Origin of the sequence: Arthrobacter sp. TB 26 (assembly GCF_000427315.1) — a bacterium.
In the GTDB taxonomy this organism is placed as follows: Bacteria; Actinomycetota; Actinomycetes; order Actinomycetales; family Micrococcaceae; genus Arthrobacter.
This window is the reverse complement of the sequence record NZ_AUPJ01000070.1, coordinates 1-12,873: the sequence shown is the minus strand read 5'-3', so window position 1 is coordinate 12,873 and position 12,873 is coordinate 1. Positions and strand designations below refer to the sequence as shown.

The window sequence follows — 12,873 nt, the reverse complement described above, 5'->3', positions numbered from 1 at the left end:
CGGACCTTAAGGTCGCGGATTCCACCGCGGGCAGGATCGTGGTCGACGGCAAGGGCATGAGCGTGTACTACTACACGAAGGACGTCAAAGACTCCGGGACGAGCACCTGCACCGGGGGCTGCATCGCCGCCTGGCCTCCGGTCCTCGCCGCCGCTGACAAGCCAACGGTCGACGGCGTCACCGGCACCGTGGGCACCATCACCACCCCGGAGGGCAAGAAGCAGCTGACCGTCAACGGGATGCCCGTGTACTCCTTCGCCAAGGATGCGGCAGCCGGGGATATCCGGGGCCAGGGCGTGGGCAGCGTCTGGTACCTCGTGGCCCCCTCCGGTGACATGATCACCGGCACCCCCGGGTACTGACGGATCGCAGGCCTTCGGGCTCAGTCGTCCTCGGCCTCGAACTCGACGGCGGCCACAATCTCCTTGGTCTCCGGGTGGATCATGACCGCTTCGCGGTCATCGTCCAGCATGAGGAACTCGCCCTGGTCCGTGGTGAAATGCCAGGCCAGGGTGGTCTGGCCGTCGTGGTCGTAGTTGGGGTCGCCCATGGTGATCTTCAGGAGGGTGTGGCCGGCCACGTCACAGAGCTCGCGGATGATCATCTCGAATTCGGGCGTGTCGAGCAGTTCGTCTTCGGCGGCCTCGGCCTGGCGCTCCGCCAGGTTCGGGATCCGGGAGACACGCTCGGCGATGTGGCGGTCAAGTTCCTCCCCGTCCAGGACCAGGAGATCTGCCTGGCCCCGGAGCCACGCGGCGTTGAGCGCGATGATGTCCTCGGTCTCCAGCAGGGTTTCGAACTCGCCGTCGAGCTCTTCCAGGCGTCCGACCGCGTCCGGGACGCCGCCGTCCGTGTCGCCGTCCAGATCCGCGTCCCCGTCAAGATACGCGTCGGCTTCCTCCTCGGAGAGGGAGTCGAAGGCAGCCGCGGTGCGGTTGAAGAGGTCCAGGTGGGCGGCGGCCCCCATGCTTGCGAGCCCGGCCCGGATGTAGGCGTCGATGTCCTGGCGTTCGGGTGCGGTAAAGACGTACTGGGCGAACCCGCCGCCCAGCGACTGCGTCAGGTAGAAGTCGACGTAGTAACTGCGCAGGGCGTTCGGTGCGATTTCCTCGACGTCGAGCAACTCCGCATACATGGCATTGACCACGTCCACGTTCGCGTCAACTACGTCCGCGTCGCTGCCGTTGATGACCGCCCGCGGCAGGACCGTGGCGTAACCGGTGGCGGGCAGGGTGGTGGAAAGGCCGTTGCTCATGGAAAATCCTCACTGCTTAAGGCGGGTGACGCTCCGTTCCCTTTCACGGTACGTGGCACCCCCAGCGCTGCGGTTGAGCCGGAGCTGAACGTCCGGCGAAGTTTGGGTGTCCCTGGCCGTCAAGTTATGCCCTCGTTCGGACGGAAGAATTTCGGGCTCTTTTGCGTCCCAGCGCGGTCCATAATCTGCTCTAAACCCGTGGACTGGCATTTAAGATATAAGTAGGTATGGTGATGGGTAGAAAGCGTTTAGAAAGGCGTGATTCCATTGTCAGGAAAGTCTCCCAGAAATACCAATGCCAAGAAAACGGGAAAGTCGATCCTCGAAAAGAGAGCCGAAAAAAAGGCAAAAAGCGAAACCAGCGAAATTCTGTTCGCAAAGCCGCGCAAAAGCCAGAGGTGACACTTCGGCCCTGATGCACCAGGCTGCGGGCCCAATGTGTTGAAAGTACTGCGGGCAGCCGGACGCGAGACACCGCAGCCGTGGATCGGCTGCCCGCAACCATTAATGGCGTCAGTCCAAATTCGTGCTAAACGGCTCACTGCACACCAAGCGAACGATACCGTGCGTTTCATAAAGCTCTCACCGGGCACCGGGTGATTCCTCGCTGGACCGCGTTTCAAGCCCGTGGAAATTGTCGATCGTTCAGACACAGAAAGACCCAGTCATGCGTCAGACTTGTACCGCTCTGGTTATCCCGGCCCGCCATAGCCACCCCATTCGCGTCGAAGAGATCGACACGTCTCTGGCCACACGCCAGGCCCTTGTTGACGGAAGCGTCGGAGCAATCAGTTGGATGGACTGGCACGTCTATCTGAACGACGAGGCAGACTTCATCCCCCTGCCCCTGAACGCCCGGGCTGAAGTGCTGATCCGCGAAGCAGGCCTACATCTCGAGGAGACCGTCCGCGGCACGGTTGTGTTCCTCGGACACGGAAGCAACGGCGACGACGCAGATGCGCCTGCACACCTGCTCCGGCTGGCCGCGCGCCTCTTCGACACAACGCGCCCGGCACCGGTCATGGTCCAGTAGCCAAGCACGCACTGTGCCCCCTCGGCCAATGGGTTCGGGGAGTCCCGCCAGGCTCGCTAAGATGGATCAGATGACCAACTGCTGAAAGTAGTGCGCACATGCCATCCCATCCGGACGAGAGTGCGGCACTGGCAATACAGACTCCCGCGATCAACGACCGCTCCCTTGCGGCCGGTCTTGCTTACGCCATGGGAAGCCGTGTTTCCGGTATTTCCTTCGACGCCGCCACCGGACTCATGCTCGGGAAGGTGCGCGGCGGCTCCGATGTGCCGTATTCGACGACGGCGAAGCTGGTCCGGAAGGCGGGCGGCTGGAGCTGCACCGTGGGTGTGTGCAGCTGCCCGGTCCGGAAGGACTGCAAGCATGTTGCCGCCCTGTTGTTCGCGGCCGAGGACAACCCTGCGATCCGTGTCCAGCTGCTGGCCCCCGCCGATGTCAGCCGGCTGTCCCGGCCGGCCCAGGTGCTTGAAGTGGCGGACTGGGAACAGGCGCTCAGCCCGCTGATTGCCCTGCCGGGCATCACGCAATCCACCAATGGCATCCCGCTGGCACTCCAGTTTGAGATTGAAGAACCCGCCCCGCACTTCTCCTACACCGGGCGCCGGGACCCGCTGCGCAGCGTCCGCCAGCTGAAGGCGCGTCCTGTGATCATGGGCGCCAAGGGAAAATGGATCCGCGGCGACGTCTCCTGGAACACCCTGAGCTACCTGAGCTACCGGCGCGAGTGCAACGAGGCCCATGTCGAGTGGATGCAGGAGTTCCTCGCATCACACACCGCCCTGGCGAACCGTCAGCACGCGGGGACGGGGCTGTGGCTGGGGCTGAACACCTACGCCGGCAAGAACCTGTGGAGCCTCCTGGCCCAGGCCCGAAAGATCGGCGTCGCCCTCGTCCACAGCCGGGGCACGGAACCCGTGCGGTTCGTTGAGCAGCCGGCATCCGTCGGGCTCAACCTGGCCCGCTTCGGCGCCGCACCGGTCCCCGCCGGGGGGGACGACTCCGGCACCGTGCTGCCGGCAGCCGGCGGCACGGACGACGGCGGATTGTCGCTCGCCCCCACCATCACCGTTGAGGGGGAGGTGGTCGATCCGGCATCCGTCGGGACCATCGGACGCCCTGCCCACGGGATCTTCCTGACCTCCGGTCCGGAGGCACTGCCCGGAGTCGCACCGACGGACTCCGTCATTACGCTCGCCCCGCTTGAAGGCGGCCTCAGCGAGGAACTCCTGACCTTCGTCACGGCCGGAACCACGCTGCACATTCCGGCCCGGGACGAGAGCCGTTTCCTGACCGGCTTCTATCCCAAGCTCAAGCAGAGCGCCCGGGTCACAGCCTCCGACGAGTCCGTGGAGCTGCCCCAGCTGGCCGTACCCACCCTGTCGCTGCTGGCCAACTACGGCGCCGACCACCGGGTCCGGCTGCACTGGGAATGGCATTACAAGTCCGGCAAGCTCGTCACGGCCCAGCCGCTGTGGCGCCACCCCGGCGATCACGGCTACCGCGACGACCCCGCAGAGGCCCGCATCCTGGAGGCCGTCGGGCAGCCGTGGGACGTGGTTCCGGCCCTTGGCGAGTCGGCCACGGGCGGCTGGGGAACGCCGCGGCTCGCAGCCTCGGCGGAACTCAGCGGCCTGGACACCCTGGCGTTCACCGAGGAGCTGCTCCCAGGCCTCCGCGAGGTCCCCGGCGTTTCGGTGGACACCGCCGGCGAGATCGCCGACTACCGGGAGGCCGAAGAGGCGCCGGTCGTGTCCATCTCCACCAAGGCCACCGAGCAGCGGGACTGGTTCGACCTGGGCATCCAGATTTCCCTGGAGGGCCAGCCGGTGTCCTTCGCGGCCGTTTTTTCGGCCCTGGCGGCCGGCCAGACCAAGATGCTGCTCCCCAGCGGGGCCTATTTCTCCCTGGACCTGCCCGAACTCCACCAGCTCCGGGCCCTGATTGAAGAGGCCCGGGAACTGCAGGACAACAAGGACGCCCCGCTGCAGATCAGCCGTTTCCAGGCCGGGCTCTGGGACGAACTGGCGCAACTCGGCATTGTGGACCAGCAGGCCGCGGCCTGGCGCGAGGCTGTCGGCGGGCTGCTGGAAGGCGGCGTGAAGGGCCTGCCGTTGCCGGCAACCCTCAACGCCGAGCTTCGCCCGTACCAGCTGGAGGGATTCAACTGGCTCAGCTTCCTCTACCGCCACGGGCTCGGCGGGGTACTGGCCGATGACATGGGCCTGGGCAAGACCGTGCAGGCGCTGGCGCTGATCTGCGCCGCCAAGGACGCGGCCGGAAAGCCTGCAGCCGACGGCGACGGCGCCGCCACGTCTCCCGCCACGGCGCCTGCCGGCGCTGCTCCCGGTGCCGCGCCTTTCTTGGTGGTGGCCCCCACGAGTGTCGTGGGCAACTGGGAGGCCGAGACCGCGCGGTTCGCGCCGGGCCTCACGGTGCACGCCATCAGCGAAACCTTCGCCAAGAGCGGCTCGGACCCCGTTTCGGCGATGGCCGCCGCGGACATCGTCATCACCTCCTACGCCCTGTTCCGGATCGACTACGAGGCCTACGCCTCCAAGGAATGGTCCGGACTGGTCCTGGACGAGGCCCAGTTCGTCAAGAACCACCAGTCCAAGGCCTACCAGTGCGCCCGGAAACTTCCGGCGGTTTTCAAACTCGCGATCACCGGCACCCCGCTGGAGAACAACCTGATGGAGTTCTGGGCGCTCACCTCGATTGTCGCGCCGGGGCTCTTCTCCAGCCCGAAACGGTTCGCCGAGCACTACCAGAAGCCGGTCGAAAAGAACGGCGACAAGGCGCAGCTGGACAAGCTCCGGCGTCGGGTCCGTCCGCTGATGATGCGGCGCACCAAGGAACAGGTCATCCACGACCTTCCGCCGAAACAGGAGCAGATCCTCGAGGTCGTGCTCAACCCGCGGCACCAAAAGGTCTACCAGACCCACCTGCAGCGGGAACGGCAGAAGATCCTCGGCCTGATCGACGACGTCAACAAGAACCGCTTCACCATTTTCCAGTCCCTCACGCTGCTGCGGCAGCTTAGCCTGGATCCCTCGCTGATCGATCCCTCGCTCTCCGGGGTCCGGTCCAGCAAGCTCGATGTGCTCTTCGAACAGCTGGAAGACCTGGTGGCCGAAGGGCACCGCGCCCTCATTTTCAGCCAGTTCACGGGGTTCCTGGGCAAGGTCCGCGAACGGCTCGTCGAGGAGAACATTGAGTTCTGCTACCTCGACGGCAGCACCCGCAACCGCACCGACGTCGTCAATGAGTTCAAAAACGGCGCCGCCCCGGTGTTCCTGATCAGCCTCAAGGCAGGCGGCTTCGGCCTGAACCTGACCGAGGCGGACTACGTATTCCTGCTGGACCCGTGGTGGAACCCGGCCTCGGAAGCGCAGGCCGTGGACCGCACCCACCGGATCGGGCAGGCCCGCAACGTCATGGTGTACCGGCTCGTCGCCAAGGACACCATCGAGGAAAAGGTCATGGCGCTCAAGGCCCGGAAGTCCCAGCTGTTCGCCGACGTCATGGAAGGCGACGCGCTCTCCGGCGGGGCGCTCACGGCGGAGGACCTGGCCGGGCTGTTCAACGACTGACGCGTTTCGGTCTTTCCTGTGACGCTGAACGCGAGCCGTTTGGGCACCTAGGCTCCGGCATGACACCATACCGACCATGGTCCAGAAGATTGCGTACCAGGGTGAGCCCGGCGCCAATTCCAACATTGCGTGCGCGCAGATGTTTCCCGAACTGGAAAGCGTCCCGTGCGCCAGCTTCGAGGATGCCTTAGAACTGGTATCCGGCGGCGAGGCTGCCCTGGCCATGATTCCTATTGAGAACTCGATCGCCGGCCGGGTGGCTGACATCCACGTCCTGCTGCCGCTGTCCCGTCTGCAGATAGTGGGCGAGTACTTTCTTCCGATTCATTTTGACCTGTTGGGCATCCCCGGCAGCACCATCGAGGGGGCCACTGAGGTCCACAGCCATATCCATGCCCTGGGCCAGTGCCGCAAATTGATTCGCAGCGCCGGCCTGAAGCCTGTGATTGCCGGGGATACCGCTGGTTCTGCCCGTGAAGTGCGGGAGTGGAACGATCCGACCAAGCTGTCCCTCGCTCCCCCGCTCGCTGCCCGGATCTACGGCTTGCAGGTGCTGGCTTCGCGGGTGGAAGATGACCCGTCCAACACCACGCGGTTCGTGGTCCTGGCGCCGGAAAAGGAACTGCCGTCCCGGGAGGCACTGCCGGGAGCGGCTGTCACCAGCTTGCTGTTCCGGGTCCGGAACGTTCCCTCGGCCCTCTTCAAGGCGCTTGGCGGATTTGCCACGAACGGCGTCAACATGACGAGGCTGGAAAGCTACATGGTGGGCGACGAGTTTGCTGCCACCATGTTCATGGCCGACGTCGAAGGGCACCCCGAGGACCTGCCCGTCCGCCTGGCCCTCGAGGAGCTGGACTTCTTCACCACGGAAGTGCGCATTTTGGGCGTCTATGCCGCCGCGGACTACCGGACCGCGCAAGCAGCCGCAAGCTGAGGTCCCCGCCGGCGTCGAACACTTATGAATCCGCTACGGATCCGGGCTGGCGACGCGCAAAAGGCTGAGCGCTGCGGGTATACCCGCAGCGCTCAGCCTTTGCCGTGTCATGGGACGTTTCCCGCAGCGCGCAGGGGTGCCCGAACCGCCGCTTAGCCCGCGTGATCCTGGAATTCAGGGGCGCGGTTGCCTGCCCGCAGGAGGGGCGCGAAGAACGCGCCGAGCTCCGCCGTCGCCGTCAGCGGCAGGACGTTGGCCACGTACTGGTCCGGGCGCACCACCACAACGACGCCGCCGCGGTCGAGGCCGCGCAGCTCGAAGATGTCCGCCGTCGGATCGGTGGCGTAGACCTTCTCGTAGTCCGTGAGCTGGAACGGCCCCACCTGCGGCTTGAACGCGGGGGGGACCGCACCGATGTCGATGCCCGTGTGGTCCTGCTGGTAGATCACCTTCACGTCGAACCATGCGTCGCTGTCGGCCCCCTTGGGGGTGGCGGCGAGCGGGGAGTCCGGCGCGGTCGCGATCCAGTCGGCGAAGTCGGCAACGGCCGACGCCGTTCCCGTGTGAGCCGCTGCAGCGTCAGCAAAGACGTAGATGCGCCACCGCCCGTCCGCCGTGGCGTGGTGGCCAAGGTGCATCGGGTTGGTGTCGCAGACCCGCACAACGGACGCGGATTTGAAGCGCTTGCCGATCGTGAAACCGGTGGCCAGGTCCTGGTGGTGGGCGGACTCAGCGATGAGCATGGAGGGGGCGTACTGGGTCATGAACCCGGCGGGGAACTCGGCGGTGCTCACGTAGAAGTCCTCGAGCTCGGAGGGGCTGTTGAATTCCTCGGGCTTCTTCGCCATGAGGGTCGACCATTCTTTGTCGAAGTCAATGAGGTTCTTCGCGATGACCTGGCGCTCGGCCGAATACGTGGACAGCAGGCTCTCCGGGCTGCGGCCCTCGAGGACGTGCCCGAGCTTCCAGCCCAGGTTGAAGCCGTCCTGCATGGAAACGTTCATGCCCTGGCCGGCCTTGGCGCTGTGCGTGTGGCACGCGTCGCCGGTGATGAAGACACGCGGCGTGCGCGTGCCGAGCTGGTCCGGCAGGACGTCGTCGAACCGGTCGGTGAGACGGTGGGCGACCTCGTACACGCTGTGCCAGGCAACGTTGCGGACGTCCAGGGTATAGGGGTGGAGGATCTCGTTCGCCTGGGCGATGATCTGCTCGATGGTGGTGCTGCGCACGGCGCCTTTGTCGTTCTCGTCGACTTCGCCGAGGTCGACATACATGCGGAAGAGGTAGCCGCCCTCGCGCGGGATCAGCAGGATGCTGCCGCCGGTGCCGGACTGGATCGCGCACTTCGTGCGGATGTCCGGGAAGTCCGTGACGGCGAGGATATCCATGACGCCCCAGGCGTGGTTGGCCTGGTCGCCCGCGAGGGTGCAGCCGATCGAGTCCCGGACCTTGCTCCTGGCGCCATCCGCGCCGACGACGTACTTCGCCCGGACAATGCGCTCCCGGCCCTCGTCGGGGCCAACAGTGTGGACGAGGGTGACCGTGACGGGATATTCGCCCTCCTCGGCGACCTCGAGGCTCCGGAACTCCAGGCCGTAGTCAGGCGACATGCGGGTGGGCGAGTTCGCCATGAACTCGCCGAAGTAATCCAGGACGCGGGCCTGGTTGACGATGAGGTGCGGGAACTCGCTGATGCCCGTCGTGTCGTCGACGGCGCGGGCGGCCCGGACGATCCGGGACGGGTCCGCGGGGTCCGGCTTCCAGAAGGCCATCTCGGTGATGCGGTACGCCTCGGCGATGATCCGCTCGGCGAAGCCGAAGGCCTGGAAGGTCTCGACGCTCCGGGCCTGGATGCCGTCGGCCTGGCCGATGGGGAGCCGCCCGCCGCGGCGCTCCACGATCCGGGTGGTGATGCCCGGGAACTGGGACAACTGCGCGGCGGTCACAACGCCCGCTGGCCCGGTCCCCACAATGAGCACGTCGACCTCGTCAGGAAGTTCTGCGGGCCGATCGATGCCGACACCGGCGGCCGGCTGGACTCGCGGGTCACCGGATACGTATCCGTGGTGGTGGAACTGCACGGGCTTTCCTCACTTCGCTGTGTGGCACTTCGTGGTGTGGCGGGCTGTCGCCGCCGGCTGGGTGTTCGATATTAGAACTAGACGTTCGATAATAGAACTCGTATCTTCAGTCAAAACTGTACGGCAGATATGACGTGGGTTACAAGTGCCCCAAAAATGCCCGCCGACAAGGGGTTGACGTCCCACGCTTCCTGGGCAATAGTTTTCGTATACGATTTCGTACTCGATGAGGAGTAATTCTTGGAACAGGTCACCGACCACCTCCTGGCCGCCGCGCGCAAGGTCATTGCGGTCCACATCAACTACCCCAGCCGGGCAGCGCAGCGCGGCCGGACACCCGAGCAGCCATCGTATTTCCTGAAGCCATCCTCCTCCTTGGCGCTCAGCGGCTCAACGGTGGAACGCCCGGCCGGCTGCGAACTCCTCGGTTACGAAGGCGAGATCGCCCTGATCATCGGCAAGCCGGCCCGGCGGGTTGGCGTGGCGGACGCCTGGAACCACGTCGAGTGGGTGACGGCCAGCAACGACCTCGGGGTCTACGACCTCCGCTACGCGGACAAAGGCTCCAACCTCCGGTCCAAGGGCGGCGACGGCTTCACGCCGGTGGGCCCAGGACTGATTGCCGCGGACGCCGTGGACCCCGCCATGTTGCGGATCCGCACCTGGCACAACGGCGGCCTGGTCCAGGACGACACCACCGGGGACCTGCTCTTCCCGTTCGCCCGCCTGGTCGCTGATCTCTCGCAGCTGCTGACCCTCGAGGAGGGCGACATCATCCTGACCGGCACCCCCGCCGGGGCCTCGGTGGCCAAGCCGGGCGACGTCGTCGAGGTCGAAGTCAGCGTCATCGATGGTGGCTTCTCCACCGGCCGGCTTGTCACCCGGGTGGAGGAGGGCACGACGCCGTTCGCGGACTTTGGCGCGCAGCCCAGGACCGATGACCTCCAGCGGGAGGAAGCCTACGGCTCCCGCGAAGCTGCCGGACTTGCCGCAGCAGAGGCCGCCGTCGGACCGGCGCTAAGCCCGGAGCTGAAGGCCAAGCTCGAAAGCGTCTGCACGGCAACCTTGTCCTCGCAGCTGCGCAAACGCGGCCTGAACAACGTCAGCATCGACGGCCTCACCTCCACCCGTCCGGACAGGCGGATTGTGGGCCTGGCCCGGACCCTGCGCTATGTGCCCAACCGCGAGGACCTCTTCAAGACCCACGGCGGAGGGTTCAACGCCCAGAAGAAGGCCATCGACTCGGTCAACGAGGGCGAAATCCTGGTGATGGAGGCCCGCGGCGAAAAGGGCACCGGCACCATCGGCGACATCCTGGCCCTCCGCGCCCAGGTCCGCGGCGCCGCCGCCGTCATCACCGACGGCGGAGTCCGCGACTTCTCCGCGGTGGCCGCGATGGACATGCCCACTTACTACGCCAACCCGCACCCCGCAGTCCTTGGCCGCCGGCACATCCCGTGGGACACCGACATCACGATCGCGTGCGGTGGCACCACCGTGCAGCCCGGGGACATCATCGTGGCCGATGCGGACGGCATCCTGGTGATCCCGCCGGCGCTGGCCGAGGAACTCGCGGACGATTCCATCGCCCAGGAACGCGAGGAGGTCTTCATTGCCGAGATGGTCCAGCAGGGCCACAGCGTGGACGGCCTCTACCCGTTGAACCCGGAATGGCGGACCCGCTACGAGAACTGGGAAGCAGGCAAAGCCAATGACTGACACCGCCGCGGCAGGCACCCGCACCGCCACGCAGACCGCCAGCAAGTCCGAGCAGGCCTACGCGGCTGTCAAGGCCAGGATCGTGGACGGCTCCTACTCCCCCGGCTACCGGCTGGTGCTGGCCAAGATCGCCGAGGACCTGGGCGTCAGTGTGGTGCCGGTCCGCGAAGCCATCCGCCGGCTCGAAGCCGAAGGGCTGGTGAAGTTTGAGCGGAACGTCGGCGCCACCGTTTCCGGCATCGATCCCACGGAGTACCTCTACACGATGCAGACCCTCAGTATCGTGGAAGGTGCCGCCACGGCCCTTTCTGCTCCCCTGATCGGCGGGCCGGACATCGCCCGGGCCCGCGCCGTCAACGCCGAAATGCGCGCCTGCCTGCAGCACTTCGACCCCGTCCGGTTCACCCGGCTGAACCAGGACTTCCACAGCATCCTGTTCGAGCACTGCCCCAACCCCCACATCCTGGACCTGGTCCACCGCGGCTGGAACCGGCTGGCGTCCCTCCGGTCCTCCACGTTCCGCTTTGTCCCCCGCCGCGCCCACGAATCGGTGGACGAACACGAGGCACTGCTCCGGCTCATCGAGGCCGCCGCCGACGCCGACGAGATCGAAAAGGCCGCCCGCCTCCACCGCTCCGCCACCTTGGACGCCTACCTCGCCCAAAACAACGCGGGGTCACATAACGCCCATTAATCGGCCCTGCGTGGGCCGTAGGTGACCCCGCGTTGCACTACCAGACAGGAAAACAATGACCTTCACTGCCGAAGAAACCACAACCCACTACGTTCCGCAGGACCTTCCCACCCACATCCAGCACTACATCGACGGCGAATTCGTCGATTCCGTCAGCGGCAAAACCTTTGATGTCCTGGACCCGGTGTCCAACACCAACTACGCCACCGCGGCCGCCGGCCAGAAAGAGGACATCGACCTCGCCGTCGCCGCCGCCCGGAAGGCCTTCACAACCGGGCCGTGGCCGAAGATGAAGCCCCGGGAACGCGCCCGCATCCTGAACCGGATCGCCGACGCCGTCGAGGCCCAGGAGACACGCCTCGCGCAGCTGGAGACCTTCGACACGGGCCTGCCCATCACCCAGGCCAAAGGCCAGGCGCTGCGCGCGGCGGAGAACTTCCGCTTCTTCGCCGACCTGATCGTGGCCCAGTTCGACGACGCCATGAAGGTCCCCGGCGCCCAGATCAACTACGTCAACCGCAAGCCGATCGGCGTCGCCGGGCTCATCACCCCGTGGAACACCCCGTTCATGCTGGAATCCTGGAAACTCGCCCCGGCCCTGGCCACCGGCAACTGCGTGGTGCTCAAACCGGCCGAATTCACCCCGCTCTCCGCCTCGCTGTGGGCGCAGATCTTCAAGGACGCCGGCCTCCCCGACGGCGTCTTCAACCTCGTCAACGGCCTCGGCGAGGAAGCCGGCGACGCGCTCGTGAAGCACCCCGACGTCCCGCTGATCTCCTTCACCGGCGAAACCACCACCGGCCAGACGATCTTCCGCAACGCCGCGGCGAACCTCAAAGGCCTCTCCATGGAGCTCGGCGGCAAGAGCCCGGCGGTCATCTTCGCCGACGCCGACCTCGACGCCGCGATCGACTCCACGCTGTTCGGGGTCTTCTCCCTCAACGGGGAACGCTGCACCGCCGGCTCCCGCATCCTGGTGGAACGCGGCATCTATGACGAATTCTGCGGGAAGTACGCCGCCCGGGCGAAGAACATCGTGGTCGGCGACCCGCACGACCCCAAGACCGAGGTCGGCGCCCTGGTCCACCCCGAGCACTACGCCAAGGTCGCCTCCTACGTGGAAATCGGCAAAACCGAAGGCCGGCTGCTCGCCGGCGGCGGCCGCCCGGAGGGGTTTCCGACCGGCAACTACATCGCCCCCACAGTCTTCGCCGACGTCGCCCCGGACGCCCGGATCTTCCAGGAGGAAATCTTCGGCCCCGTCGTCGCCATCACCCCGTTCGACACCGACGACGAAGCCCTCGCCCTCGCGAACAACACCAGGTACGGGCTCGCGGCCTACATCTGGACCCAGAACCTGACCCGCGCGCACAACTTCTCCCAAAACGTCGAAGCCGGCATGGTCTGGCTCAACAGCCACAACGTCCGCGACCTCCGCACCCCCTTCGGCGGCGTCAAAGCCTCCGGACTCGGCCACGAAGGCGGCTACCGCTCCATCGACTTCTACACCGACCAGCAAGCCGTCCACATCACCCTCGGCCCCGTCCACACCCCCAAATTCGGCGCC

The 12,873-nt window shown here is 66.2% G+C and carries 9 protein-coding genes; 7 read left to right on the top strand and 2 right to left on the bottom strand.

What is annotated here, in order from left to right; all coding sequences use genetic code 11:
* The coding region (locus tag K789_RS0101480) for a hypothetical protein (protein WP_024365196.1) at positions 1-362 on the top strand (362 nt) is incomplete at its 5' end.
* 20 nt (positions 363-382) lie between these two features.
* On the opposite strand, the gene K789_RS0101475 is transcribed toward K789_RS0101480, so the two are convergent.
* A complete protein-coding gene (locus tag K789_RS0101475) occupies positions 383-1,255 on the bottom strand; it encodes a hypothetical protein (RefSeq protein WP_024365195.1) in 873 nt (290 codons plus the stop codon).
* A gap of 796 nt (positions 1,256-2,051) precedes the next feature.
* Between K789_RS0101475 and K789_RS25895 the strand changes: the two genes are divergently transcribed.
* From K789_RS25895 to K789_RS0101460, 3 genes are all read left to right on the top strand, one after another.
* The gene (locus tag K789_RS25895; protein ID WP_237739472.1) at positions 2,052-2,288 is read left to right on the top strand and encodes a hypothetical protein; all 237 of its coding nucleotides are present in this window, start codon (positions 2,052-2,054) and stop codon (positions 2,286-2,288) included.
* A 98-nt stretch (positions 2,289-2,386) separates the two neighbouring features.
* Complete coding sequence (locus tag K789_RS0101465; protein ID WP_024365193.1) at positions 2,387-5,878, top strand: DEAD/DEAH box helicase; 3,492 nt, start codon at positions 2,387-2,389, stop codon at positions 5,876-5,878.
* A gap of 76 nt (positions 5,879-5,954) precedes the next feature.
* Positions 5,955-6,812, top strand: a complete 858-nt coding sequence (locus K789_RS0101460) for a prephenate dehydratase (RefSeq protein ID WP_024365192.1) — start codon at positions 5,955-5,957, stop codon at positions 6,810-6,812.
* A 152-nt stretch (positions 6,813-6,964) separates the two neighbouring features.
* Here the strand turns inward: K789_RS0101460 and K789_RS0101455 are convergent, their stop codons facing one another.
* A complete protein-coding gene (locus K789_RS0101455; RefSeq protein ID WP_024365191.1) occupies positions 6,965-8,893 on the bottom strand; it encodes an FAD-binding monooxygenase in 1,929 nt (642 codons plus the stop codon).
* A 240-nt stretch (positions 8,894-9,133) separates the two neighbouring features.
* On the opposite strand from K789_RS0101455, the gene K789_RS0101450 reads away from it, so the two are divergent.
* The 3 genes from K789_RS0101450 to hpaE all read left to right on the top strand — a co-directional run.
* Positions 9,134-10,612: a fumarylacetoacetate hydrolase family protein gene (locus K789_RS0101450; RefSeq protein ID WP_024365190.1), complete on the top strand. Its 1,479-nt coding sequence runs from the start codon at positions 9,134-9,136 to the stop codon at positions 10,610-10,612.
* On the top strand, positions 10,605-11,306 hold the full coding sequence (locus K789_RS0101445) for a GntR family transcriptional regulator (RefSeq protein WP_024365189.1): 702 nt from the start codon (positions 10,605-10,607) through the stop codon (positions 11,304-11,306). The genes K789_RS0101450 and K789_RS0101445 overlap by 8 nt, the downstream gene beginning before the upstream one ends.
* Before the next feature lie 55 nt (positions 11,307-11,361).
* On the top strand, positions 11,362-12,873 hold a 1,512-nt coding region (gene hpaE / locus K789_RS0101440), incomplete at its 3' end, for a 5-carboxymethyl-2-hydroxymuconate semialdehyde dehydrogenase (RefSeq protein ID WP_024365188.1).